Origin of the sequence: Streptomyces venezuelae (assembly GCF_008642335.1) — a bacterium.
GTDB lineage: Bacteria > Actinomycetota > Actinomycetes > Streptomycetales > Streptomycetaceae > Streptomyces > Streptomyces venezuelae_F.
Genome location: NZ_CP029191.1, coordinates 3101341 through 3126602 on the forward strand (window position 1 = coordinate 3101341; position 25262 = coordinate 3126602).

The window sequence follows — 25262 nt, forward strand, 5'->3', positions numbered from 1 at the left end:
CCTCAGCGTACGCAGATCGGCGCGGAGCGTGAGCGAAAAACCCCGCAACCACCCTCAGGCAACAAGCCGTTCGGCCACGTCGACGGCTTCCGCGAGACTGTCGACGACAGGCACCCCGGCGAGCTCCAGACTGGCCCGACTGTGCGACCCCCCGGTGTACAGCACGGCCTTCGCCCCCACATGCCCAGCGGCAACGGCATCATCGACCGCGTCCCCGACCACGACGACCCGCCCGACATCCACAGCCGCGCCCAGAGCACTCATATGCCGCACCATCCGCTCGGCCTTACCGGCGTGCGACTCATCGGTCCGCCCATCGATGCGCACGAAGTACTCATGGATCCCGTGCCGACGCACGATCGGAACCAGCCGCTCGTGCGGGGCGAGCGACAACAACGACTGCGTACGCCCGGCACTCTGCCGCCCGGCCAACAACTCGGCGGCCCCCTCGGCCAACCCGCACACGTCGGCCCGCGCCCAGTAGTGCTTGTGGAAGACGGCGTCCATGACCCGCCACTCGGCATCGGTGGGCAGCCGCCCCATCAGCCGCTCGTAGAACCGGGGAATCGGCACGCAGTACAGATCGCGGTACCGCTCCAACGTGATCGCTTCGAGCCCGAGCTCAGCGAATGAGGCATTGGTCGCCTCGATCACCGCATGAATGTCATGCAGCAAGGTCCCATTCCAGTCCCACACGATGTGCGCCCCGCGCAGCAGCTTCCCCATCCCAAGAACCTACCCACCCCGCCGGGACCCCTCGCAACCGAGATAACCCGCTCCGCCGCCGCCACCGGCCCGCACCCGCGCACGAGACGGAAGGGGCCGCGGGGGTATGTGCGCACGGAGCATCGAGCACACCCTCACGGTCGGAAATGTCGAGGAGCGCCGCAGGGATGGCGAGTACGCACATACCCCCGCGGCCCCGCACCCACAACCGAGCCCAAGGCGCCCCGCCGGGAACCCGCCGGAACCCGTCAGAACCCGCCGGAACCCACCGGGGTCACCCGTCGATCAGCCCAGGAATCTCCTGCGTGGCAAACCAGAGCAGCTCATGATCCTCCACCCCGTCCACCACGAACCGCGCATCATCGTCCCCCTGATCCGCCGCCCCCAACGCGGAAGCCGCCGCAGCCACGTCCCCCTCCGCGTCCCCGGAGTCCACATGCACGGCCGCCGCCTTGGCCAACGGCAGCGCCTCAGCGATCCGCACCTCCCCGAGCGCCCCGCGGTCGAGCCCCCGGTCGGGGTCGGCCACAGCCGCCCCGTCCGGCACGTCCGCCGCGACGACGACCCGCCGCCGCGCCGCCCCCGGATCCCCCGCGATCAGCCGCAACGACGCAGCGGCGGCCCGGTTCAACGCCGCGTACTCGAGCTCCTCGATGTCGTCCGACACGTACCACTCCCGCAACGCGGGGGTCACGGCGTAGGCGACCAGCGGCCCGGGCCCCAGCTCCCCCGCCTCGTGCGCCTCGGCGAGCCGGGGCAGGGTCAGAGGAACGTAGACGCGCATGGCTGGCCGCTTTCGTCGGTGTCTCGGAAGACCTCCAGGATACGTGCGGGAGTCCCCCATCGAGCTCCCCACCCACACCGCTCAGCCGTCAACAAGCACCCCACACCCTCACCCGGCACACCCCCACGCTCCCAAGCCCGACGACCCCCCGCACCCCCCGGATAGGTGAACCCCCACCGCACCCCCAGGCACCACCCGCGCCCCTTGCCTCCACACGCCCGGCCCCCATAAAAGATCCCCACCAGAAAGTTACCGACCGGTACTGCCCGGCCGCCCCACCACGCAGAGCGATGAGGCACCCATGCGCAAGGTGATGACAAGGCCCCGCCCCCGCCCGACGACGACCCGCCCACCCGGAGGCCGCCCACCGACCCGAAAGGACTCCCGCACAACGCCCCGCACGGGCCCCACCCCGACGGCCGTCGCCACCACATCCCGCCCGATCCCGGCCCAGCCGCCCCCACACCCCACGGAGATCTTCGCGGAGCGCCTCGTCCTGGTCCTCAGCGGCCAGCGCCCGATGCACTGGGTGGCCCGCCACATCGCCAACACGGCGTTCGACGAGCTGGCGCGCCTGGCGGAGCTGAGGCCGCTCCGCACGGACGGCCACCGCCCCACGATCCACCGCATCGGCCACTACCAGCCGCACCCCGAGACGTACGAGGTGTTCGCCCGCGTCGCGACGGGCCCGAGACTGCGCGCGCTGGCGTTCCGCCTGACGCTGGGAGCGGACCGAAAATGGCGCTGCACAGCGGTAGAAACAGGGAGGTAGGAACAGGCGCCCCCACACGCGGCCGGACCAGACCGCACCAGGCCGCACCAGGCCGCGCAACGAAAGAGGGGCCGGACAAAAGCCCAGCCCCTCCACTCACATCACAACGCCGGCGTCGGCGTCGGCAACAGCACCGTCACTTCTTACGGCGCCGCCCACCCTTCTGAGCCTTGCGCCGCTCCGCCCGAGTCATCCCGTCCGCCTCGGACCGAACCCCGGAGCCGTCCGTGACGAAGTCACCCTCGTCGACGCCACCCTCGGCGTTCGGCGCCTGGAAGTGCAGCCGGTCGGGCCGCTGCGGAGCCTCGAGCCCCTTGGCGTGGATCTCCGGTCGAGACCCGCCCGACCCAGAACCCGCTCCCGCGGGCACCGCGTCCTGAACCCCGTCCTTCGTCAGCGAAGGAGCCGCATCGTCGACGGGAACTTCCTCGACCTGCTGCTCGACCTGGACCTCCAGGTTGAACAGGTAGCCGACGGACTCCTCCTTGATGCCTTCCATCATGGCGTTGAACATGTCGAAGCCCTCGCGCTGGTACTCGACCAGCGGGTCCTTCTGCGCCATGGCACGGAGGCCGATGCCCTCCTGGAGGTAGTCCATCTCGTACAGGTGCTCACGCCACTTGCGGTCCAGAACGGACAGCACGACGCGCCGCTCCAGCTCACGCATGATGTCGGAGCCGAGCTGCGCCTCACGCGCCTGGTACTGCTCGTGGATGTCTTCCTTGATGGACTCGGAGATGAACTCGGCGGTGAGACCCGCGCGGTCGCCCGCGTCCTCCTCCAGTTCCTCCACGGTGACCTTGACGGGGTAGAGCTGCTTGAACGCGCCCCACAGCCGGTCGAGGTCCCACTCCTCGGCGAAGCCCTCCGCGGTCTCCGCGGAGATGTACGCGTCGATGGTGTCGTCCATGAAGTGCGTGATCTGCTCCTGCAGATCCTCGCCCTCGAGGACGCGCCGCCGCTCGCCGTAGATGACCTCGCGCTGCCGGTTGAGGACCTCGTCGTACTTGAGGACGTTCTTACGCGTCTCGAAGTTCTGCTGCTCGACCTGCGACTGCGCGGAGGCGATCGCGCGCGTCACCATCTTGTTCTCGATCGGCACGTCGTCCGGCACGTTGGCCATGGACATCACGCGCTCGACCATCTGCGCCTTGAACAGACGCATCAGGTCATCACCGAGCGACAGGTAGAACCGCGACTCGCCGGGGTCGCCCTGACGGCCGGAACGACCGCGCAGCTGGTTGTCGATACGACGCGACTCGTGCCGCTCCGTGCCGAGCACGTACAGCCCGCCGAGCTCCTTGACCTCTTCGAACTCGGCCTTGACGGACCGCTCGGCCTTCTCCAGGGCGGCGGGCAGCGCCGCGGCCCACTCCTCGGCGTGCTCGACGGGGTCGAGGCCGCGCTGGCGCAGCTCCGCCTCGGCGAGGTCGTCGGGGTTGCCGCCGAGCTTGATGTCGGTGCCTCGTCCCGCCATGTTCGTGGCGACGGTGACGGCGCCCTTGCGGCCGGCCTGGGCGACGATGGTCGCCTCACGGTCGTGCTGCTTGGCGTTCAGCACTTCGTGCTGGATGCCGCGCTTCGACAGCTGCTGGGAGAGGTACTCCGACTTCTCCACGGAGGTGGTGCCGACCAGGATCGGCTGCCCCTTCTCGTGCTTCTCCGCGATGTCGTCGACAACGGCGGCGAACTTCGCGACCTCGGTGCGGTAGATCAGGTCGGACTGGTCGGCGCGGACCATGGGCCGGTTCGTCGGGATCGGCACGACACCCAGCTTGTAGATCTGGTGGAACTCGGCGGCCTCGGTCATGGCCGTACCGGTCATGCCGGAGAGGCCACTGTCGTAACCGTCACGCTTGTAGAGACGGAAGAAGTTCTGGAGGGTGATGGTCGCAAGGGTCTGGTTCTCGTCCTTGATGTCCACCCCTTCCTTCGCCTCGATCGCCTGGTGCATGCCCTCGTTGTAGCGGCGGCCGGCGAGGATACGGCCGGTGTGCTCGTCGACGATCATGACTTCGCCGTCGATGACGACGTAGTCCTTGTCCTTCTTGAAGAGTTCCTTCGCCTTGATGGCGTTGTTCAGGTAACCCACCAGAGGCGTGTTCACCGACTCGTACAGGTTGTCGATGCCGAGCCAGTCCTCGACCTTGCCGACACCGGACTCGTGGATGGCGACGGTGCGCTTCTTCTCGTCGACCTCGTAGTCGCCGGTCTCCTCGATGCCCTTGAGCTGGTTGCCGGGCTCACCCTTGGTGAGGCGGGTGACCAGCTTGGCGAAGTCGCCGTACCACTTGGTGGCCTGGTCGGCGGGGCCGGAGATGATCAGCGGCGTACGGGCCTCGTCGACGAGGATCGAGTCGACCTCGTCGACGATCGCGAAGTTGTGGCCGCGCTGGACGAGCTCGTCCTGGGACCACGCCATGTTGTCGCGGAGGTAGTCGAAGCCGAACTCGTTGTTCGTGCCGTACGTGATGTCGCAGGCGTACTGCTCGCGGCGCTGGGCCGGGGTCATGTTGGCCAGGATGCAGCCGACCGTGAGGCCCAGGAACTTGTGGACGCGGCCCATCATCTCGGAGTCGCGCTCGGCCAGGTAGTCGTTGACCGTGATCAGGTGGACGCCCTTGCCGGACAGGGCGTTCAGGTACGCCGGCAGGGTGCCGACGAGGGTCTTGCCCTCACCGGTCTTCATCTCCGCGACATAGCCCATGTGCAGCGCGGCGCCGCCCATCATCTGGACGTCGTAGTGCCGCTGGCCCAGGACGCGCTTGGCGGCCTCGCGGACCGTCGCGAAGGCCTCGGGCAGCAGGTCGTCGAGCGTCTCGCCGTCGGCGTAACGCTCCTTGTACTCCTGGGTCAGCGCGCGCAGCTCGGCGTCGGAGAGGCTGACGAAGTCCTCTTCGATGGAGTTGACCTGGTCCGCGATGCGGTGCAGCTTGCGCAGGATCTTGCCTTCGCCTGCACGCATGATCTTCGAGAGGACGGACACGGGGGTTGGTCTCCTTGCCGGTCGGGCCTGGCATGGTCGGTTTTACTCGTCGGGCACCGGCCATCGTATGCGAGGACCGGGCCGCGCCGGGAGGTGTGCCATGAGGTCAACGGACGAGGAGTGCCGAAGGTGCCGGGTCGGGCCCACGAGTGGCTCGTGCGGAGTGATCACGAAAGCCGGTAAAACGCTGGATCCGCGCGCTCCGCCCCAGCAGAATCGATCGATGGAGCCCGTCACTCTCACCACCGAACGTCTGTTCCTGCGCGCCTTCGCGCCCGAGGACACCGACGAGACCTACGCGGCCTGCCAGGACCCGGACATCCAGCGCTGGACGACCATCCCGTCGCCGTACACGCGCGTGGACGCCGACACCTTCATCAACCGCGTGGTCCCGGACGACTGGCGCAACGACACGGAGTACACCTTCGCCGTACGCCCCAGGGAGGGCGGCCCGCTGCTCGCCGCCGCCAGTCTTCACCACCCGCGCTCGGGCACCTGGGAGGTCGGTTACTGGACGGCCAAGCAGCACCGAGGCCGCGGCTACATGACGGAGACCGTGCTCGCCCTCGCCCGCTGGGCGTTCACGGAGCTGCGCTGCACCCGCCTGGAGTGGCGCGCCGAGGTCGGCAACCTCGGCTCGCGGGCCGTCGTGGAGCGGGCCGGGTTCACCGTGGAGGGCGTGCACCGCGCGGGCCTGCTCAACAAGGGCACGCTCCGTGACTGCTGGGTCGGCTCGCTGCTCCCCTCGGACATCGGAGTGCGCTCACCGCACCCGTACCTGCCCGCGAGGGCGGACCGGACCGGCGCGGGAAGTTGAGAGAAGGTCGACTGTCAGTGCCTCCCCCTATCGTTCGGACCATGACGAGCCTGCCGAGTCCCGCCATCGACCTCTCCGCCGACGAGGCCCGCCGGATCGCCCTGCGCGCGCAGGGATTCCTGGGCGCCCCCGACCGCAGGTCGGGCGTGCGGGGCGTCCTGCGCCACCTCGGCGCGGTCCAGCTCGACACGATCTCGGTCCTGGCCCGTTCCCACGAACTCATTCCGTACGCACGCCTGGGCGCCGTCGGCCGCGACACGGTGGAGGCGGCGTACTGGACGGAGACCCACGCCTTCGAGTACTGGTCGCACGCCGCGTGCATCCTCCCCATCGAGGAGTGGCCGCACTTCGCCTTCCGCCGCCGCGCCTACCGCACCCGCCCGCAGTGGCACCACGACCTGCCCCCGGGGGCGTACGACCAGGTCATCAAGCAGCTGCGCACCGAAGGCCCGCTCACCGCGACGGAGTTGGGCGGCGCGAAGAACAAGGGCGAGTGGTGGGACTGGTCCGAGTCGAAGATCGCCGTCGAGCGGGCGCTGATGTACGGCGAGGTGGTGTGCACGGAGCGCCGCTCCTGGAAGCGGGTGTACGACCTGGCGGAGCGTGCCGTCCCGGACGCGCTGCTCCACGACGACCTGGACGACGCGGAGTGCCTGCGCCGCCTGGTCCGCCTCGCGGGCGAGGCGCTGGGGGTGGGCACGCGCGCGGACATCGCGGACTACCACCGCTTGAAGGGCGAGCAGTTCGACGCGGTGGTCGCGGATTCGGGGCTTGTGCCGGTGACGGTGCAGGGCTGGGACAAGCCGGCCTGGGCGGACCCGAAGGCCCTGGAGGCGACGCCGCGCGGCCGCCACCGCACGACGCTGCTCTCGCCCTTCGACTCGCTGATCTGGGAGCGTGCGCGCACGGAGCGGATCTTCGGCTTCACCCACCGTCTTGAGGCGTACGTGCCCAAGCCCAAGCGGATCCACGGCTATTTCGCGATGCCGCTGCTCGCCGGCGGCAGGCTCCTCGGCCGGGTCGACCCGGCGCGCGAGGGCAGCACGCTGGTGGCCAGGCAGGTGTCGCTGGACTCACCGAAGGCGGTGGCGCCGATGGCTCAGGCGCTGCTGGAGGCGGCGTCCTGGGTGGGCTGCGACGCCGTACGGGTGGAGCGCGTCGACCGCCCCGAGCTGGCGGCCGACCTGGTGCGGGCTCTCACCTGATCTCGAGGATCTTCTCCCGCATCGCGTAGACGACGGCCTCCATCCTGGAGTGCAGTTGCAGCTTCTCCAGGATGTTGCGCACGTGGTTCTTCACGGTGTTCTCGGAGATGAACAACTCCTTGGCGATGTCCCGGTTGTTCATTCCGGTGGCGACGAGCTTGAGCACTTCGAGCTCCCGGTCGGTCAGCCGGGGCGCGGGCACGAGCCGCCGCTCGTCCGTGCGCTGGATCATCGACTTGAACTCGGTGAGCAGCTTGGACGCCATCGAGGGGCTGATCTGCGACTGCCCGTCGGCCACCGCGCGGATCGCCGTGGCCACCTCGTCCGTGGAGATCTCCTTGAGGAGATAGCCGGTCGCGCCCGCCTTGATCGCGTCGTACAGGTCGGCTTCCTCGTCGCTGATCGTCAGCATGATGATCTTCGCGCTGGGTGCCACTTCCTTGATGGAGGTGCACGCCTCGATGCCGCCGCGCTTCGGCATGCGTACGTCCATGAGCACGATGTCGGGCAGCAGATCCGCGGCCTTGTCCACCGCCTCCGCGCCGTCGCCGGCCTCTCCGACGACCTGGATGTCCTCCTCGGCGGCGAGAACGATCTCCAGGCCCCGGCGGAAGAGGGCGTGGTCGTCCACCACAAGGACCCTGATGGGCTCCTTGCGTGGGGCGCCCGCATCCGTGCCGATGCCGGTGCCGTCCCCGGCACCCTCGTGACGCATCGGTCCGAAGCTGTCCGCCATCGTTCCTCCCCCATGAAGGCCCGCGGCCTGTTGTGCCTCTGCTGCGCCAACGCCAGGCGGCAGCACACCGGTTGACCGGCTCGCCCATGATTTCATGCCCGGCGCCGGTGCGGTGCGCGCAGTGGGCGCACGGTGGTGCCCCTGGGGGCGCACGGGCGCTCCAGGGGCACCACCACGGTGGTCACAGGGGGTCGGCGGTCAGCCGCCGAGTGCCCCGCCTCCGCCACCCGACTCGGCCTTGGCGACCATGGGGTCGGTGTTCAGGCGGATGACGCCGTAGTCGTACGCGTGCCGTCGGTAGACGACGCTGGGTTCCTTGGACTCGGAGTCGACGAACAAGTAGAAGTCGTGTCCGACCAGTTCCATCTCGTAGAGCGCCTGGTCGAGCGACATGGGGGCCGCGACGTGTGTCTTCTCGCGGACCACGAGGGGGCCTTCGCCCTGGATCTCCAGGGAGCCGATCCTCTTGACGGGCACGCCGTCCGGCTCTTCCTCACGTACGACGGTGCCGTCTCCGTTGAGAGTCGCCGCGTCCGGCACCCGCTCGGCCACTTCGGCGGCCGAAAGCCTGCCGTTGCCGCGCCGGTTGTGGCGCTTCTCGTGCTGCTTGCGCAGTCGTGCGTCGAGCTTGGCGGTGGCCAGGTCGAGCGCCGCGTAGGGATCTGTTGCCGAGGCCTCCGCGCGGATCACGGGTCCGCGCCCGCGGAGCGTGATCTCCACTCGGTCGGAACGGTCGGCCTGTCGCGGATTGGTTTCCTTGGACACCTCGACGTCGAGGCTGATCACCTTGCCGTCGAGCTTCTGGATCTTGTCCAGCTTCAGCTTCTCGGCCACGTGCTTGCGGAACCGCTCGGGCACCTCGGTCTTGCGGCCCTTGACGACGATGTCCACGCAGAACTCCGTTCCCGGATCGCCCCGCTTCGGCTGCGGAGCATCTCCCTTTTGCACCAGACTCCGGTGACTCCCGGAGCCTCGGACTCGGTGACGTCCACCTCCTCCTCCCCCATGGGGAAGATCTCCACCCCACCGGTCCGGGTGATTGCGGAAATCCCGCGGACCGGCATTCCGATATACGAGGTCCGGCGTTCGCCTTTCCTCATACAACCGAACATATCTCGCCCGGGCGGATGTCGTCACCCTCTACTGACGCATACCTCCATTCAGGTGTATCCACCCTCTCACCACCTGCAACGATGCAAGTTTCCAATCAGTTCCGGTTTATTTCGAAAGAATCCGGTGAGGCCGCGACAACGGCCGCACCGATCGCCTTCCCGCAGTTGTGCACGGCACGTAATGCACGGACCGCCTCCGCCAAAGAGGCACCGGTGGTCATCAAGTCGTCCACGACCACAAAGCGGCCACCACCTCCCAGCAACCGTCCGCCGCCGGCGGTCACCTCCAGGGCGCCCGCCAGATTGGCCTGCCGCTGCCGGGAGTCGAGCCCCGACTGGTCGGCCACCGCGCGCCGTTGCCGCAGCACCGCGAGCACCCGCGCCGGAACACCTGCCCGCCGCAGCTCACCCGTCGCGGCGAACGCGATCCGCCGCACCGGGTCGTGCCCGCGGGCCCGCACAGCGGCCCGCGACGAGGGCACAGGCACGAGCGACACCGGCATCACACGCCCCTGTGGGCCATCCTGTGTGCCGCCTACCCCACTTCGCGCCCCCGTATCACCCGGACGCCACGTTTCGCCCCGCAGACCGGCACTCACGGCTCCGGCCAGCGCCACGCCGAGCGGCCCCGCGAGCCCGAGGGAACCGCGCTCCTTGTGCGAGAGCAGCACGGCCCGCCCCGCGTCCTCGTACGGCACGGCCGCGAACACCACCGGCAGCCCCGGCGGCGCCGGATCCGGCCGCACCCGACGCGGCACGGCTCCGCACAGGGCATCACGGCACGCGGCGCACAGTCCCGTGCGAGGCCTCCCGCAGCCCCCGCACCCGGTCGGCAACACCAGGTCGGTGAGGTCCTGCCACCACCCCCGCATGACCCCACTGTGCCAAGGGCGGGACGGGGCGGCCACCCCTGTGGATAACTGGGCCGACTGCCTGTGGACAACCGACGCGGACAACCGACGTGGACAACCGCCGGAGCACGTCGGACGCACCCCAGGGCGAAGTCGCCCCGGCCGGACCGCCTCACCCCGGATAGACCGGCGCCAGCCCTTCCTTCACGACCGTCTGCCACTGGGATCCCGTCGGCAGCCGCACGATCCCGTCGTCGGAGTGCGCCAGCAACGGCTGCCGCTCGTCCTCGGACGCCGCGATCTCCTGGACCCCGGTCAGGCCGGGCAGCGCGGTGCCGGGAAGGACCGACCCGTCGCATTGGACGTACCGGATCTGCTGGACCCCGCCGGTCTCCCGCCCGACCACCACGAGCCGGCTCCCGCCCGCCCACGACATGGCCGTGACCTCTTCCATCTGGGGCGCCGCCGGGGTCGGGTCGAGGACGGATATCTCCGGCCGCTCCCCCTTGCGCGTGTCGCGGTCCGCCCGGCCGATCCACAGGGACGTCTTGCGGTCCTTCTCCACGAGGAAGGCGATCCGCACACCGTCCGCCGACACCCGCACCTCACGGATGTGCCCGTCCAGAGCCGGCACCTCGACCTCGACCGGCTCACCCGAGCCCTGTTCGAGCCAGAGCAGCCGGGGCCGCTTCGGATCCCGGTCGGCCACCCACAGGTTGCCCCTGCCGTCCCAGCTGGGCGTGGAGAGGCGGTCCTTCTCCGACTTCGCCTTGCTCCGCAGCCGCACCTTGCCGAGCGCGTCGTCGGCGAGCAGCGACCCCGTGTACAGCGCCTTGCCGTCGAGGGACACCCCGGCCGCCCGCTGCTCGTCACGCGAGACCGCGGCCGCGCGCAGCGGCTGGTCACCGGTGCCGAGGACACCCGTCACCGGCTCGGGGTCGACCGAGCCCCCGGCGTTGGCCGACATCCGCACCAGCCGGTGCTTCTCGTCGACGAAGTACTGGTAGCCGGGCCGGTCCGTGCTGGGGTGCGCCGCGACGGTCTCGGCCCGCTCCTGACTCAGCACACACAGCATCGAGCCGTTGGAACGCTGCAGCGTCACCTGCTCGACCCCCGAAGGCGTCAAGTCCCGCAGGGTGAACAGCAGCTGAGCCGCCATCTCCTTGCACTTCGTCTGCCCGGTGCCGTCGGACCGGCTGTTCAGCTGCACGGTCAGCCGGTTCTGGTCGTCCAGCGTCAACGATTTGTCGGGGTCCTTCAGCTCCGTACCGCTGCGGAAACTCGAAAGCACCACCGGCCGCAGCCAGTTCGTCGGCCCCTCCAGGAGCGTCTTCACCGTCTGCGTCAACGGATCGATGCGCTGGCGGATGTACACCGGGTCCGCGACGAGCCCCGTCCGGCCGCTCACGCCCGCCCCGGTGGGCCCCGCGAAGTAGTACTTGTTGACGGACCGGTAGATCCGCTGGAAATCCGACTCCCCGAGCACCACGCCCGGCGGCGGCTTGTCGATCCGCCACTCGTTCCCGCCCGGCCCACCGGTCTGGCTGAGGTGGACGGACTGCGTGTACGCCGCGTCCTCCGGCCGGTACGCGTGCTGGGCGTCGACCCGCGCGACCTGCCGCCCGGTCAGGGAGTAGCGACGGCTGCCGTCGCCCTCGTTGCCCGCGTTGCCCGCGTCCGTGTTCGGACCGTCGGCGAGCACCGTCGTGGACTCCTCCGGGTCCCACTCCCGCGACGCCGTCTTCGTCAGATACTTCCGCGCCATCGCGAACTGCGGATCATCACTGGTCAGGGCCTCCAGGAAACCCTGGACGATCTCGATCGGGCGGGCGCCCTCGCGCGGTGGCATCGCGTAGACACGGACCTGCGACTGCGAGTCCGGACGCTGCGAGGCATCCACGGACTTCAGGTTCCCGCTGTCCGGCATCGACGCACAGCCCGCCAGGAGCGCCCCACAGCCGGCAAGGAGGAGCCCGGTGCGCAGCGGACGTCCGCGGCCGCGCCGCTCCTCGTGGTCAGCGCCCACGCGTGTTCCCCTCTTCCCTGTCCCGGTCCGCGGCCGGCCCCGACTCCTCGGCGCTGTCCCTACGCGTCCCGTTCACCCCACCCGGCTCACCGTCCGGCTCGCCGTCCACCGGCCGACGCGGCACGACCCGCGACCCGTTGCCGGGCAGCGCCGTCGGGTCGACCGGTCCCGTGTGCAGGAGCCGCGGGGGTATGGGCCCCTTCGCCGGCACGGGCGGCGACACCCTCTCGGACGCCGTCGCGGCCGCCTGCGCGGGAACCGTGGCCAGCTTCCCGGCACCCGTGTCGGGCAGCCCGGCGTCGTTCAGACCGCGGCGCCTGCGCGAGTCGTCGGGCTCCAGCGGTATCGGCGAACCCCGCAGCGGCTCGTCCGCCGTCCTCGGCAACGTAAGCCTGAACTGCGAACCCCCACCCGGCTCACCCCACGCCTGCAGCCAGCCGCCGTGCAGCCTCGCGTCCTCCAGGGCGATGGACAGCCCGAGCCCCGTACCACCGGTGGTACGCGCGCGTGCCGGATCCGCCCGCCAGAAACGGCTGAACACCCGCGTCGCCTCGCCGGGCTTCAATCCCACTCCGTAGTCCCGCACCGCGACGGCGACCGCGCCGCCCGCGGCGGCGAGCCGCACCACGACGTCCTTGCCCTCGCCGTGCTCCACGGCGTTGACGACGAGGTTGCGCAGCACCCGCTCCACACGCCGCGCGTCGGCCTCGGCGACCACGGGCTGCTGGTCCCCCACGACCCGTATGTGCGTGCCCTTGCGCTCGGCGAGCATCTCCGCACCGCCGACCACCCGGCGCACCACCTCACGGAGGTCTATCGGCTCGGCCTCCAGCGCGGCCGCGCCCGCGTCGAACCTGCTGATCTCCAGCAGGTCCGCGAGCAACGACTCGAACCGGTCCAGCTGATCGGCGAGCAGCTCGGCCGACCGCGCGGTCACCGGATCGAAGTCGACCCGCGCCTCATGGATGACATCGGCGGCCATCCGGACCGTCGTCAACGGCGTCCGCAGCTCGTGCGACACATCGGACACGAACCGCCGCTGCATCCGCGACAGCTCCTCCAGCTGCTGGATCTTCAGCTGCAGGTTCTGCGCCATCTTGTTGAAGGCCTCACCGAGCCGCGCGATGTCGTCCTCTCCGGTGACCTTCATACGTTCCTGAAGGCGCCCGGCGGAGAGCCGCTCGGCGATGCCCGCCGCCATCCGGACCGGCGTGACGACCTGGCGCACCACCAGCCAGGCGATGGCCCCGAGGAGCACCACGACGAACAGCCCGGCGGTCGCGAGGGTCGTCCTGACCAGGTTCAGCGACTCCTCCTCCTGCGTCAGCGGAAAGAGGTAGTACAGCTGGTACGGATCACCGTTGAGGTCATTGAGCCGCTTGCCGATCACAAGCCCCGACTGCGGCTCCCGACCGTCGTCGTAGACGATCCGCGTATTGGCCTGGTAGACGCCCGTGCCGTTGTCGACCTGGCGGCGCAGCTCCTCCGGCACGCTCAGGATCGGCTCCACACCGCCCGAGGCACGCGAACCCCGCACGCTCCCGGAATCACCCGCGGAGGTCGGGCTCAGCGTCACGACGGCGAAGGCGTTCTGCCCACCGCTGGAAAGCTGCTCGACGAGGTCCGACATCCACACGGCGGCATTGCGCCCGTCGGCCGTACTGCCGTCCTGGCCCTGACCCTGCCCCGCACTCTGCCGCGCGGCGTTCACACTGTCCTGCGCCGCCCTGAAGCCACCGTCGGCCTGGCTCTGCGACGCCTTCACCTTGGCCTTGAGCAGGCCGTTGTTCACCGAGCTCATGACGGCGAAACCGAGCATGAGCACCACACCGAGCGACATCAGCAAGGTCGTCGCGACGACCTTCAGCTGGATGTTGCGCCGCCACAGCCGCACAGCGGGCAGCAGGGGACGGCGCACCCAGCGCACGAAGAGCCGGAGCACAGGACTGCCCTGCACCCCGCCCTGCAGCAGCAGCCCGCCGTCGACGAGCCGCCCGAACCCGGACGAGCGCCGCCCCGGTCCAGTCCGCCCCGAGCGAGCCCCCGAACCCCCGGGAGAACTGTCCCGGGACATGTCAGCTCGGTCCGGCCTTGTAACCGACACCACGGACGGTCACCACGATCTCCGGCCGCTCCGGGTCCCGCTCGACCTTCGACCGCAGCCGCTGGACGTGCACGTTCACCAGCCGGGTGTCCGCCGCGTGCCGGTAGCCCCAGACCTGCTCGAGGAGCACCTCACGCGTGAACACCTGCCACGGCTTGCGCGCCAGCGCCACCAGCAGGTCGAACTCCAACGGCGTCAGCGCGATCGACTGCCCGTCTCGCTTCACGGAGTGCCCCGCCACATCGATGACCAGGTCACCGATGGCCAGCTGCTCGGGAGCCGGCTCCTCCGACCTCCGCAGCCGCGCCCGGATCCGGGCCACGAGCTCCTTCGGCTTGAACGGCTTGACGATGTAGTCATCGGCCCCGGACTCCAGGCCGACCACCACATCCACCGTGTCGCTCTTGGCCGTGAGCATGACGATCGGCACCCCGGACTCCGCCCTGATCAGGCGGCACACCTCGATGCCGTCACGCCCCGGCAACATCAAATCGAGCAGAACCAGATCCGGCTTCGCCTCCCTGAAAGCGGCCAGCGCCTTGTCGCCATCAGCTACGAACGACGGCTCAAAACCTTCACCACGCAGCACAATCCCGAGCATCTCGGCCAGTGCGGTGTCGTCGTCGACGACAAGGACTCGTCCCTTCATGCCTGACATCATCCCATTAGCTAATCGTTACCTGGCGTGACCTGGCACACAGCTCGGCAAGGCCCTCTGCTGTCACAGGTGACAGAACGCCCTCTTCCGTGACGATCGCCGTCACCAACTCCGGTGGTGTCACGTCGAACGCGGGGTTGTACGCCTGCGTCCCCAGGGGCGCCACCGGTATCCCGCCCCCCGCCTCCATCCCGATCACCGGCACGTACGGCGCCGTGACCTCCGTCACCTCATGCCCACCCCGCTGCTCCACCTCGATGGCCGCCCCGTCCGGGGTGCCCGGATCCACGGTCGTCACCGGCGCCACCACGATGAACGGCACGTGGTGATATCGAGCCAGCACGGCGAGCGGATAGCTCCCCACCTTGTTCGCCACCGAACCGTCGGCCGCGATGCGGTCGGCACCGATCAGCACGGCATCCACCTCTCCCGCCGCGAACAGCGAACCCGCCGCGTTGTCCGTGAGCAAGGTGTACGCCATTCCGTTCCGCGCCGCCTCATATGCGGTGAGCCTCGCCCCCTGCAGCAGCGGCCGCGTCTCGTCCACCCACAGCCTGCGCAGCCTCCCCTCCCGGTGCGCCTTGAGCGCCACCGCGAACGCCGTGCCCTCCCCTCCGGAGACCAGCGCCCCCGTGTTGCAGTGCGTCAGGATCCGGTGCTGGCCGCCGGGCAGCAGCTCGTCGAGCAGCGCCAGACCGTGCGCCGCCATCCTGGTGCTCGCCTCGGCGTCCTCGGCGTGCAGCGCCCGCGCCGCCTCGAGCGCGGCACCCGCCGCCCGCCGCGGATCGGCACCACCCGCCACCGCGGTGCGGTACGCGGCCTGGGCCCGGCGCGCCCCGTAGGCGAGGTTGACCGCGGTGGGCCGCGCCCCCGCCAGCGAGTCCGCCGCCTCGTCCACGTCGAAGCCCCGGGCCGCGGCCAGCGCGACGCCGTAGGCCCCCGCGATGCCCAGGAGCGGTGCCCCTCGCACCGCGAGCCTCCGGATCGCGTCCACCAGTGCCGGTGCGTCGGTGCACACCAGCTCGATCTCCTCGCCCGGCAGCCTGGTCTGGTCGAGGAGGACCAGAACGGGGCCTTCGGGTGGGTCGTCCCAGCGGATCGCGGGAACCGCGGGTATCTCGGTCGGCCGTTTGTCCTCGCCGGATTGCGCGTACTGATCAGCCATCCGCCCAGTCTGCCCCGTACCCGGCGGACAATTGAAGGTGTCCTGCCCCTACGGCGGCCGGTCACCTCGCGGGCACCCCGTGGCACGATGGCTGGCAACCTGCCGCCGCACCCGCGGACGGGCACCTTGAAGGAGCGACGATGAACGACACTCCGGGCTGGGCCTCGCCCGGATCTGCCCCCTCCGAAGGATCCGAAGGACAGGACTCCGGCAAGCCGGACGCCGCCGGAACCGGGGACGCCGGCCGACAGGACGGCCCGTCCAAGTGGTCCAAGGAGCAGCCGCCGCCCGCCCAGTGGTCCCCGCCCAGCCAGCCGGTCCCGGGACAGACACCGCCTCCGCCGCCCCCGCCGCCCGGGCAGGGCGGCGGCTGGGGCTGGGGCGGCCCGCCCCAGGGCCCCGGAGGCCCCACGGGTCCCGGCGGCCCGGGCACTCCCGGCGGGCCCGGTCCGGGCGGCTACCGCGGCTGGGGCGCCTGGCAGGGTCCCCCGCCCGCCGCGAAGCCCGGCGTCATCCCGCTGCGCCCGCTCGGTGTCGGCGAGATCCTCGACGGCGCCGTGTCGACCATGCGTGCCCACTGGCGCACGGTGCTCGGCATCTCCCTGTCCGTGGCGGTGCTCACGGAGATCGTCGTCGTCCTCCTCCAGGGCCTCGTCCTCAACGAGTCCGTCGACACCGAGGTCCTCGACGACCCGAGTGCCACCGTCGGCGAGCTGACCCGTGCCTTGGGCGACACGATGCTCAGCTCCGGAGTGGTCCTCCTCGTCACCCTGCTCGGCACGATCGTCGCGACAGCCCTGCTCACGATGGTCACCAGCCGCGCGGTGCTCGGTAAGTCGGTGACCATCGCGGAGGCCTGGCAGGACTCCCGCCCGCAACTGGCAAAGCTCTTCGGTCTGACCCTGCTCATCCCGCTCATCGGCGTCGCCATCGTCGCCGTCGGCACCCTGCCCGGCCTGCTGATCGCCCTGGCGGGCGCGTCCGAGGCCGGCGCCGGCCTCGCCGTACTGGGCGGTCTCGGCGCGGGCGTCGCCGCCCTGTGGATCGTGATCCGGCTGTCTCTCGCCTCTCCGGCCCTCATGCTGGAGAAGCAGGGCATCAAGAAGTCCCTCACTCGCTCCGCCAAGCTGGTGCGCGGCTCCTGGTGGCGGGTCTTCGGCATCCAGCTGCTCGCGGCGATCATCGCGAACGTCGTGGCGTCGATCATCGTCATCCCGTTCACGTTCATCGCCGGCGCGGTCAGCGGCGACGGCGTCACCGGTTTCCTCGACAACACCGGCGAGTTCGGCTGGACGTTCCTGATCGTCAGCGGCGTCGGCTCCGTCATCGGCTCCATGCTGACGTTCCCGATCACGGCCGGAGTCACCGTGCTCCTCTACATCGACCAGCGGATCCGCCGCGAGGCCCTCGACCTCGAACTCGCCCGCGCCGCCGGCCTCCCCGGCCACGGCCCCACCCCGCCCGGCGCCTCGGGGAGCTGATGCGGTGACTGCGGCGGGGGCAGTACTCAGAGAGCTCGGCGCGGCACCGCTCCTGCCGCGCACCGGCGACGAACCACCGGTGACGATCCCGCGCGACCCCGCTCGGGAGGCCGCCGAACGCGAACTGTCCAAGCCGATGTACCACGAGAACGACCCCAGCCTCTTCGAGCGCGCCCTGAACCGCTTCTGGGGATGGATCGACGACCTGTTCTCCGCCGCGTCCGGGGCCACCCCAGGCGGCGCGCTCGGCCTCGTGGTCATCGTGCTGGCCGTGCTGCTTCTGATCGCCGCCCTGTGGTGGCGTCTCGGCACCCCCCGCCGGACCACCACCTCGGCCCCGGCCCTCTTCGACGACCGCCCCCGCAGCGCCGCGGAACACCGCGCCGCCTCCGAGGCCCACGCCGCCCAGGCCCACTGGAACCAAGCCGTCCAGGAACGCATGCGCGCCGTCGTCCGCGCCCTGGAGGAGCGCGCGCTCCTGGACCCCCGCCCAGGCCGCACCGCCGACGAAGCCGCGGCGGAAGCGGGCCGCACGCTCCCCTCCCACACCGACCGACTCCGCGCCGCCGCCCGCGCGTTCGACGACGTCACATACGGCGGCCGCACCGCCGACGAACCGGCGTACCTCCGCCTGGCCGAACTCGACCGCGACCTGGACGGCACCAAACCGATCCTGACCAGCACCGCCCACACCACGCCGAACAACAGCCCCCACGGGACCGCCGAATGACCGGCCCCACCCCCTCGACGGGCCCGAGCCGGCCCTCCGCGCCCGACGCCACGAGCGCCCCGCCGACACACACACCCGCGGAACGAGCGGCAGCCGCCCCACCCCCCGCGTCCTCGACCTCGATCTCCCCCACGCCCCGCCAGCTCTGGACCCGCTCCCGAGGCATCGTCCTCGCTCTGGTCATCCTGCTGGCGACAGCCGTCGTCATCGCCGCCGTCCGCTCCGGCACCGAACACGGCCGCCTCGACCCCCGCTCCGCCGACTCCCACGGAAGCCGAGCCGTCGCCGAACTCCTCGCCGACCGGGGCGTGTCCACGCGCGTGGTCACCAGCACCGAAGAAGCCCGCTCCGCGGCAGGCCCCGACACGACCCTTCTCGTCGCCAACCCCGACGTGCTGACCGACCGCCAGCGCTCCCGCCTCCACACGGCCACCGAGGACGCAGACGGCCGCACCGTCCTCGTCACCCCGAGCGCCCGCTCCGTCGGCACCCTCGCCCCCGGGGTCACCGCGAACGCCGCGACCAGCGCCGACTCCACGCTCTCCCCCGGCTGCCCCCTCCCGGCCGCCCGCCGCGCCGGCCCCGCCGACATGGGCGGAATCCGCTACGACACCCTCGCCCCCGACGCCGAGGCCTGCTACCTCAGCGATGGTCTGCCCAGCCTGCTGCATCTCCCCGCCCCCCACGGAAAGGGCGACACCGTCGTCCTCGGCGCCCCCGACATCCTCTACAACGACCGCCTCGACCAGCAGGGCAACGCTTCGCTAGCCCTGCAACTCCTCGGCTCCCGGCCCCACTTGGTCTGGTACCTCCCCTCTCTCTCCGACGACCAGGCGGCGTCCGAATCCGAGCGCCGCGGCTTCTTCGACTTGATCCCCTCCGGCTGGCGCTGGGGCACCCTGCAGCTCGCCATCGCCGCCGCACTCGCCGCCCTGTGGCGCGCCCGCCGCTTCGGCCCCCTCGTCGCCGAACGCCTCCCCGTCGTCATCCGCGCCTCGGAAGCAGTCGAGGGACGCGCCCGCCTCTACCGCAAGGTCAACGCCCGCGACCGCGCGGCCGCCGCCCTACGCACCGCTACCCGCACCCGCCTCGCCTCCCTCGCCGGCGTACCCCCCACCCAGGCACACGCGCCCGAGACCCTGATCCCCGCCCTCTCCTCCCGCCTGCACACCCCCGGCCAAGACCTGCACCCCCTCCTCTTCGGGCCGCCCCCCGGCAACGACGCAGCACTCATCGCCCTCGCCGACCAACTCGACGCCCTCGAAAGAGAGGTACGCCACTCATGATGGACCCGACCACTGACAACGGGCCCACCGGAGATCCCCGCAGCCCACGCGCTTCCCTCGAAGCCCTGCGCGCCGAGATCTCCAAGGCCGTGGTCGGCCAGGACCCCGCCGTCACCGGACTCGTCGTCGCCCTGCTCTGCCGCGGCCATGTCCTACTAGAAGGAGTCCCTGGGGTGGCCAAAACGTTGCTCGTCCGCGCCCTCGCATCGAGCCTCGAACTGGAGACGAAGCGCGTCCAGTTCACCCCCGACCTCATGCCGAGCGACGTCACGGGCTCCCTCGTCTACGACACCCGCACCACCGAGTTCTCCTTCCAGCCCGGCCCGGTCTTCACCAACCTCCTGCTGGCCGACGAAATCAACCGCACCCCGCCGAAGACCCAGTCCTCGCTCCTCGAAGCGATGGAAGAACGCCAGGTCACCGTCGACGGCACCCCGCGCCCGCTCCCCGAGCCCTTCCTCGTCGCGGCCACCCAGAACCCGGTCGAGTACGAAGGCACGTACCCCCTCCCCGAGGCTCAACTGGACCGCTTCCTCCTCAAACTGACGGTCCCTCTCCCCTCCCGCCAGGACGAGATCGACGTCCTGACCCGGCATGCGGAAGGCTTCAACCCGCGCGACCTGCGCGCCGCCGGCGTACGCCCCGTCGCCGGCGCCGCCGACCTGGAAGCCGCCCGCGCCGACGTCGCGAAGACCTCCATCTCCCCCGAGATCACCGCGTACGTCGTGGACATCTGCCGCGCCACCCGGGAATCCCCGTCCCTCACCCTGGGCGTCTCCCCCCGAGGCGCCACGGCCCTCCTCTCCACGGCCCGCGCATGGGCCTGGCTCACCGGCCGCGACTACGTCATCCCCGACGACGTCAAAGCTCTGGCCCTCCCCACCCTCCGCCACCGGATCCAGCTCCGCCCGGAAGCCGAGATGGAGGGCGTCACCGCCGACTCCGTCATCAACGCGATCCTCGCCCACGTCCCGGTCCCCCGCTGATGGCCCTCACCGGACGCGCCGCACTCCTGGCAGCCCTCGGCACGCTCCCGGTCGGCCTCTGGGACCCCAGCTGGACCGGCATCCTCGCCGTGAACGCCCCACTGGCCCTGGCCTGCGCCTGCGACTTCGCCCTCGCCACCCCGGTACGCCGCCTCGGTCTGACCCGCTCCGGCGATACGTCCGTACGTCTGGGCGAAACCGCCGAAGTCGACCTCACCGTCACCAACCCCACGGCCCGCGCCCTGCGCGCCGACCTCCGCGACGCCTGGCCCCCGAGCACCTGGCAGCCCGGCACAGAGGTCGAAGCATCACGTCACCGCCTGTCCATCCCCGCAGGCGAACGCCGCCGCCTCACCACACGCCTGCACCCGACTCGCCGAGGCGACCACGAGGCCGACCGCGTAACGATCCGCTCGTACGGCCCCCTCGGCCTCTTCAACCGCCAGGGCAGCCACAAAGTCCCCTGGTCCCTGCGCGTCCTGCCACCTTTCGCCAGCCGAAAGCATCTGCCTTCCAAACTGGCCCGCCTGCGCGAACTCGACGGGCGCACCAGCGTGCTGACACGCGGCCAGGGCACGGAATTCGACAGCCTCCGCGAGTACGTTCCCGGTGACGACACCCGCTCCATCGACTGGCGGGCCACCGCCCGCCACTCCAGCGTCGCGGTCCGCACCTGGCGCCCGGAGCGCGACCGCCACATCCTCATCGTCCTCGACACCGGCCGTACGTCGGCGGGCCGCGTCGGCGACGCCCCACGCCTCGACGCCTCCATGGACGCAGCCCTGCTCCTCGCAGCCCTGGCCTCCCGCGCCGGCGACCGCGTGGACCTCCTCGCCTACGACCGCCGAGTACGCGCCCTGGTCCAGGGCCGCTCCGCCGGAGACGTGCTCCCCTCCATGGTCAACGCACTGGCGACACTGGAGCCCGAGCTCGTCGAAACAGACTCCCGAACCCTGACCTCAACGGCTCTCCGCACCGCCCCACGGGCTTCCCTGATCGTGCTGCTCACCGGCCTGGACACGGCCCCCATCGAAGATGGTCTGCTTCCCGTCCTTCCCCGCCTCACGAAGCGCCACAAGGTCGTGGTGGCCGCGGTAGCCGACCCCTACGTCGAGGAAATGGCAGCCGCACGAGGAACAACGGAAGCTGTCTACGACGCGGCCTCAGCCGCCCAGGCCCAGTCGGAACGCCACCGCACGGCAGAACAACTCAGAAACCGAGGTGTGACGGTAGTCGACGCCACTCCCCAGGCTCTGGCTCCAGCCCTGGCGGACGCATATCTGGCCCTCAAATCAGCCGGCCGCCTTTAAAGAATTACCAGCAGCACGAGAACCAACACCTATTAAGGGAGAGACGCACCAAATTCCCCCTGGAACGCAGAAAACCCCCGCACCATACGGTGCGGGGGTTTTCTCCAAAAAAAGTTCGGCGGCGTCCTACTCTCCCACAGGGTCCCCCCTGCAGTACCATCGGCGCTGTGAGGCTTAGCTTCCGGGTTCGGAATGTAACCGGGCGTTTCCCTCACGCTATGACCACCGAAACACTATGAAACTGTCAACCGCACCATGCGTGACCTTGCATGGGGTTGTTCGTGGTTTCAGAACCAACACAGTGGACGCGAGCAACTGAGGACAAGCCCTCGGCCTATTAGTACCAGTCACCTCCACCCGTTACCGGGCTTCCAGATCTGGCCTATCAACCCAGTCGTCTACTGGGAGCCTTAACCCCTCAAAGGGGGTGGGAATACTCATCTCGAAGCAGGCTTCCCGCTTAGATGCTTTCAGCGGTTATCCTTTCCGAACGTAGCCAACCAGCCATGCCCTTGGCAGGACAACTGGCACACCAGAGGTTCGTCCGTCCCGGTCCTCTCGTACTAGGGACAGCCCTTCTCAATATTCCTACGCGCACAGAGGATAGGGACCGAACTGTCTCACGACGTTCTAAACCCAGCTCGCGTACCGCTTTAATGGGCGAACAGCCCAACCCTTGGGACCGACTCCAGCCCCAGGATGCGACGAGCCGACATCGAGGTGCCAAACCATCCCGTCGATATGGACTCTTGGGGAAGATCAGCCTGTTATCCCCGGGGTACCTTTTATCCGTTGAGCGACGGCGCTTCCACAAGCCACCGCCGGATCACTAGTCCCGACTTTCGTCCCTGCTCGACCCGTCGGTCTCACAGTCAAGCTCCCTTGTGCACTTACACTCAACACCTGATTACCAACCAGGCTGAGGGAACCTTTGGGCGCCTCCGTTACCCTTTGGGAGGCAACCGCCCCAGTTAAACTACCCATCAGACACTGTCCCTGATCCGGATCACGGACCGAGGTTAGACATCCAGCACGACCAGAGTGGTATTTCAACGTCGACTCCACGAACACTGGCGTGCCCGCTTCACAGTCTCCCACCTATCCTACACAAGCCGAACCGAACACCAATATCAAACTGTAGTAAAGGTCCCGGGGTCTTTCCGTCCTTCTGCGCGAAACGAGCATCTTTACTCGTAGTGCAATTTCACCGGGCCTATGGTTGAGACAGTCGAGAAGTCGTTACGCCATTCGTGCAGGTCGGAACTTACCCGACAAGGAATTTCGCTACCTTAGGATGGTTATAGTTACCACCGCCGTTTACTGGCGCTTAAGTTCTCAGCTTCGCACGCCCGAAAGCGCACTAACCGGTCCCCTTAACGTTCCAGCACCGGGCAGGCGTCAGTCCGTATACATCGCCTTACGGCTTCGCACGGACCTGTGTTTTTAGTAAACAGTCGCTTCTCGCTGGTCTCTGCGGCCACCCCCAGCTCAGAGTGCAAGACTCATCACCAGTGATGGCCCCCCTTCTCCCGAAGTTACGGGGGCATTTTGCCGAGTTCCTTAACCATAGTTCACCCGAACGCCTCGGTATTCTCTACCTGACCACCTGAGTCGGTTTAGGGTACGGGCCGCCATGAAACTCGCTAGAGGCTTTTCTCGACAGCATAGGATCATCCACTTCACCACAATCGGCTCGGCATCAGGTCTCAGCCTCGTGTGCGACGGATTTACCTACCGCACGGCCTACACCCTTACCCCGGGACAACCACCGCCCGGGCTGGACTACCTTCCTGCGTCACCCCATCACTCACCTACTACAAGTCTGGTCCGTCGGCTCCACCACTCCCCTTTGCCCGAAGGCTCCGGGGCGGCTTCACGGACTTAGCATCGCCTGATTCGATGTTTGACGCTTCACAGCGGGTACCGGAATATCAACCGGTTATCCATCGACTACGCCTGTCGGCCTCGCCTTAGGTCCCGACTTACCCTGGGCAGATCAGCTTGACCCAGGAACCCTTAGTCAATCGGCGCACACGTTTCTCACGTATGTATCGCTACTCATGCCTGCATTCTCACTCGTGAACCGTCCACCACTGCCTTCCGGCGCAGCTTCACCCGGCACACGACGCTCCCCTACCCATCCCAGCACCCGTTGGGGCTTCTTGCTGGAATGACACGACTTCGGCGGTACGCTTGAGCCCCGCTACATTGTCGGCGCGGAATCACTAGACCAGTGAGCTATTACGCACTCTTTCAAGGGTGGCTGCTTCTAAGCCAACCTCCTGGTTGTCTCTGCGACTCCACATCCTTTCCCACTTAGCGTACGCTTAGGGGCCTTAGTCGATGCTCTGGGCTGTTTCCCTCTCGACCATGGAGCTTATCCCCCACAGTCTCACTGCCGCGCTCTCACTTACCGGCATTCGGAGTTTGGCTAAGGTCAGTAACCCGGTAGGGCCCATCGCCTATCCAGTGCTCTACCTCCGGCAAGAAACACACGACGCTGCACCTAAATGCATTTCGGGGAGAACCAGCTATCACGGAGTTTGATTGGCCTTTCACCCCTAACCACAGGTCATCCCCCAGGTTTTCAACCCTGGTGGGTTCGGTCCTCCACGACCTCTTACAGCCGCTTCAACCTGCCCATGGCTAGATCACTCCGCTTCGGGTCTTGAGCGCGCTACTGAATCGCCCTGTTCGGACTCGCTTTCGCTACGGCTTCCCCACACGGGTTAACCTCGCAACACACCGCAAACTCGCAGGCTCATTCTTCAAAAGGCACGCAGTCACGAGGATGGAGCAAGCTCCATCCCGACGCTCCCACGGCTTGTAGGCACACGGTTTCAGGTACTATTTCACTCCGCTCCCGCGGTACTTTTCACCATTCCCTCACGGTACTATCCGCTATCGGTCACCAGGGAATATTTAGGCTTAACGGGTGGTCCCGCCAGATTCACACGGGATTTCTCGGGCCCCGTGCTACTTGGGTGTCTCTCAAACGAGCCGCTGACGTTTCGACTACGGGGGTCTTACCCTCTACGCCGGACCTTTCGCATGTCCTTCGTCTACATCAACGGTTTCTGACTCGTCTCACAGCCGGCAGACTGTGAAAGAGAGATCCCACAACCCCGTATGCGCAACCCCTGCCGGGTCTCACACGCATACGGTTTGGCCTCATCCGGTTTCGCTCGCCACTACTCCCGGAATCACGGTTGTTTTCTCTTCCTGCGGGTACTGAGATGTTTCACTTCCCCGCGTTCCCTCCACACTGCCTATGTGTTCAGCAGCGGGTGACAGCCCATGACGACTGCCGGGTTTCCCCATTCGGAAACCCCCGGATCAAAGCCTGGTTGACGACTCCCCGGGGACTATCGTGGCCTCCCACGTCCTTCATCGGTTCCTGGTGCCAAGGCATCCACCGTGCGCCCTTAAAAACTTGGCCACAGATGCTCGCGTCCACTGTGCAGTTCTCAAACAACGACCAACCACCCATCACCCCACTGGAAACCAGTGAGTGCACCGGGGTCGGC

Annotated in this window: 18 protein-coding genes and 2 rRNA genes; 8 read left to right on the forward strand and 12 right to left on the reverse strand. The window is 68.8% G+C overall.

Annotation, left to right across the window (positions count from 1 at the left end):
- Positions 1 to 54 precede the first annotated feature (54 nt).
- Positions 55 to 726 carry an HAD family hydrolase gene (locus DEJ49_RS13805; RefSeq protein WP_150184401.1) on the reverse strand — a complete coding sequence of 224 codons (672 nt, stop codon included), beginning with the start codon at positions 724 to 726 and terminating at the stop codon, positions 55 to 57.
- Between the two features lie 274 nt (positions 727 to 1000).
- Positions 1001 to 1510: a DUF6912 family protein gene (locus DEJ49_RS13810; protein WP_150184402.1), complete on the reverse strand. Its 510-nt coding sequence runs from the start codon at positions 1508 to 1510 to the stop codon at positions 1001 to 1003.
- A 301-nt stretch (positions 1511 to 1811) separates the two neighbouring features.
- On the opposite strand from DEJ49_RS13810, the gene DEJ49_RS13815 reads away from it, so the two are divergent.
- Positions 1812 to 2282 (forward strand): Rv3235 family protein, encoded by a 471-nt coding sequence (locus DEJ49_RS13815; protein ID WP_150184403.1) that lies wholly within the window; start codon positions 1812 to 1814, stop codon positions 2280 to 2282.
- Positions 2283 to 2418: 136 nt separating this feature from the next.
- Here DEJ49_RS13815 and secA read toward each other — a convergent pair whose 3' ends face one another.
- Positions 2419 to 5268: a preprotein translocase subunit SecA gene (gene secA, locus DEJ49_RS13820; protein WP_150184404.1), complete on the reverse strand. Its 2850-nt coding sequence runs from the start codon at positions 5266 to 5268 to the stop codon at positions 2419 to 2421.
- Between the two features lie 223 nt (positions 5269 to 5491).
- Here secA and DEJ49_RS13825 point away from each other — a divergent pair, with 223 nt between their 5' ends.
- Positions 5492 to 6085: a GNAT family N-acetyltransferase gene (locus tag DEJ49_RS13825; RefSeq protein WP_150184405.1), complete on the forward strand. Its 594-nt coding sequence runs from the start codon at positions 5492 to 5494 to the stop codon at positions 6083 to 6085.
- Positions 6086 to 6126: 41 nt separating this feature from the next.
- Complete coding sequence (locus tag DEJ49_RS13830; protein ID WP_150184406.1) at positions 6127 to 7290, forward strand: winged helix-turn-helix domain-containing protein; 1164 nt, start codon at positions 6127 to 6129, stop codon at positions 7288 to 7290.
- Here DEJ49_RS13830 and DEJ49_RS13835 read toward each other — a convergent pair.
- From DEJ49_RS13835 to mtnA, 7 genes are all read right to left on the reverse strand, one after another.
- Positions 7283 to 8026, reverse strand: a complete 744-nt coding sequence (locus tag DEJ49_RS13835) for a response regulator (RefSeq protein WP_150184407.1) — start codon at positions 8024 to 8026, stop codon at positions 7283 to 7285. The genes DEJ49_RS13830 and DEJ49_RS13835 overlap by 8 nt on opposite strands.
- Positions 8027 to 8224: 198 nt before the next feature.
- Positions 8225 to 8917, reverse strand: coding sequence for a ribosome hibernation-promoting factor, HPF/YfiA family (gene hpf / locus DEJ49_RS13840; protein ID WP_409240434.1), 693 nt, complete (start codon positions 8915 to 8917; stop codon positions 8225 to 8227).
- A 316-nt stretch (positions 8918 to 9233) separates the two neighbouring features.
- The gene (locus DEJ49_RS13845; RefSeq protein WP_150184409.1) at positions 9234 to 10010 is read right to left on the reverse strand and encodes a ComF family protein; all 777 of its coding nucleotides are present in this window, start codon (positions 10008 to 10010) and stop codon (positions 9234 to 9236) included.
- Positions 10011 to 10161: 151 nt separating this feature from the next.
- Entirely contained in the window at positions 10162 to 12015 is a 1854-nt protein-coding gene (locus tag DEJ49_RS13850) for an LpqB family beta-propeller domain-containing protein (RefSeq protein WP_411757158.1), read from the reverse strand.
- Entirely contained in the window at positions 12005 to 14089 is a 2085-nt protein-coding gene (mtrB, locus tag DEJ49_RS13855) for an MtrAB system histidine kinase MtrB (protein WP_150184410.1), read from the reverse strand. The genes DEJ49_RS13850 and mtrB overlap by 11 nt, the downstream gene beginning before the upstream one ends.
- 1 nt (position 14090) lies before the next feature.
- Positions 14091 to 14780, reverse strand: coding sequence for a two-component system response regulator MtrA (mtrA, locus tag DEJ49_RS13860; RefSeq protein ID WP_189176211.1), 690 nt, complete (start codon positions 14778 to 14780; stop codon positions 14091 to 14093).
- A gap of 4 nt (positions 14781 to 14784) precedes the next feature.
- Positions 14785 to 15942 carry an S-methyl-5-thioribose-1-phosphate isomerase gene (gene mtnA / locus DEJ49_RS13865; RefSeq protein WP_150184411.1) on the reverse strand — a complete coding sequence of 386 codons (1158 nt, stop codon included), beginning with the start codon at positions 15940 to 15942 and terminating at the stop codon, positions 14785 to 14787.
- Positions 15943 to 16082: 140 nt separating this feature from the next.
- Here mtnA and DEJ49_RS13870 point away from each other — a divergent pair, with 140 nt between their 5' ends.
- The 5 genes from DEJ49_RS13870 to DEJ49_RS13890 are packed head-to-tail and all read left to right on the forward strand — an operon-like array spanning position 16083 to position 21735.
- Positions 16083 to 17423, forward strand: coding sequence for a glycerophosphoryl diester phosphodiesterase membrane domain-containing protein (locus tag DEJ49_RS13870; RefSeq protein ID WP_150184412.1), 1341 nt, complete (start codon positions 16083 to 16085; stop codon positions 17421 to 17423).
- A 4-nt stretch (positions 17424 to 17427) separates the two neighbouring features.
- Positions 17428 to 18153, forward strand: a complete 726-nt coding sequence (locus tag DEJ49_RS13875; protein ID WP_223832825.1) for a DUF4129 domain-containing protein — start codon at positions 17428 to 17430, stop codon at positions 18151 to 18153.
- The gene (locus DEJ49_RS13880; protein WP_150184413.1) at positions 18150 to 19439 is read left to right on the forward strand and encodes a DUF4350 domain-containing protein; all 1290 of its coding nucleotides are present in this window, start codon (positions 18150 to 18152) and stop codon (positions 19437 to 19439) included. Before DEJ49_RS13875 ends, DEJ49_RS13880 begins: the two co-directional genes overlap by 4 nt.
- A complete protein-coding gene (locus DEJ49_RS13885) occupies positions 19439 to 20425 on the forward strand; it encodes an AAA family ATPase (protein WP_150184414.1) in 987 nt (328 codons plus the stop codon). The genes DEJ49_RS13880 and DEJ49_RS13885 overlap by 1 nt, the downstream gene beginning before the upstream one ends.
- Positions 20425 to 21735 (forward strand): DUF58 domain-containing protein, encoded by a 1311-nt coding sequence (locus tag DEJ49_RS13890; protein ID WP_150184415.1) that lies wholly within the window; start codon positions 20425 to 20427, stop codon positions 21733 to 21735. Before DEJ49_RS13885 ends, DEJ49_RS13890 begins: the two co-directional genes overlap by 1 nt.
- Positions 21736 to 21848: 113 nt before the next feature.
- Here the strand turns inward: DEJ49_RS13890 and rrf are convergent.
- Both rrf and DEJ49_RS13900 read right to left on the reverse strand, forming a co-directional pair.
- A 5S ribosomal RNA gene (gene rrf / locus DEJ49_RS13895) occupies positions 21849 to 21965 on the reverse strand.
- An 87-nt stretch (positions 21966 to 22052) separates the two neighbouring features.
- Positions 22053 to 25174: ribosomal RNA gene (locus tag DEJ49_RS13900) — 23S ribosomal RNA — on the reverse strand.
- Between the last annotated feature and the right edge of the window lie 88 nt (positions 25175 to 25262).

Bases quoted from the DNA above. Each gene is read 5' to 3' on its own strand.
- DEJ49_RS13880 (WP_150184413.1), top strand. From the start codon at position 18,150: ATGACCGGCCCCACCCCCTCGACGGGCCCGAGCCGGCCCTCCGCGCCC.
- DEJ49_RS13885 (WP_150184414.1), top strand. From the start codon at position 19,439: ATGGACCCGACCACTGACAACGGGCCCACCGGAGATCCCCGCAGCCCA.
- mtrB (WP_150184410.1), bottom strand. From the start codon at position 14,089: ATGTCCCGGGACAGTTCTCCCGGGGGTTCGGGGGCTCGCTCGGGGCGG.
- DEJ49_RS13825 (WP_150184405.1), top strand. From the start codon at position 5,492: ATGGAGCCCGTCACTCTCACCACCGAACGTCTGTTCCTGCGCGCCTTC.
- mtrA (WP_189176211.1), bottom strand. From the start codon at position 14,780: ATGATGTCAGGCATGAAGGGACGAGTCCTTGTCGTCGACGACGACACC.
- DEJ49_RS13805 (WP_150184401.1), bottom strand. From the start codon at position 726: ATGGGGAAGCTGCTGCGCGGGGCGCACATCGTGTGGGACTGGAATGGG.
- DEJ49_RS13870 (WP_150184412.1), top strand. From the start codon at position 16,083: ATGAACGACACTCCGGGCTGGGCCTCGCCCGGATCTGCCCCCTCCGAA.
- DEJ49_RS13845 (WP_150184409.1), bottom strand. From the start codon at position 10,010: ATGCGGGGGTGGTGGCAGGACCTCACCGACCTGGTGTTGCCGACCGGG.
- mtnA (WP_150184411.1), bottom strand. From the start codon at position 15,942: ATGGCTGATCAGTACGCGCAATCCGGCGAGGACAAACGGCCGACCGAG.
- DEJ49_RS13810 (WP_150184402.1), bottom strand. From the start codon at position 1,510: ATGCGCGTCTACGTTCCTCTGACCCTGCCCCGGCTCGCCGAGGCGCAC.
- DEJ49_RS13835 (WP_150184407.1), bottom strand. From the start codon at position 8,026: ATGGCGGACAGCTTCGGACCGATGCGTCACGAGGGTGCCGGGGACGGC.
- DEJ49_RS13890 (WP_150184415.1), top strand. From the start codon at position 20,425: ATGGCCCTCACCGGACGCGCCGCACTCCTGGCAGCCCTCGGCACGCTC.
- DEJ49_RS13830 (WP_150184406.1), top strand. From the start codon at position 6,127: ATGACGAGCCTGCCGAGTCCCGCCATCGACCTCTCCGCCGACGAGGCC.
- DEJ49_RS13815 (WP_150184403.1), top strand. From the start codon at position 1,812: ATGCGCAAGGTGATGACAAGGCCCCGCCCCCGCCCGACGACGACCCGC.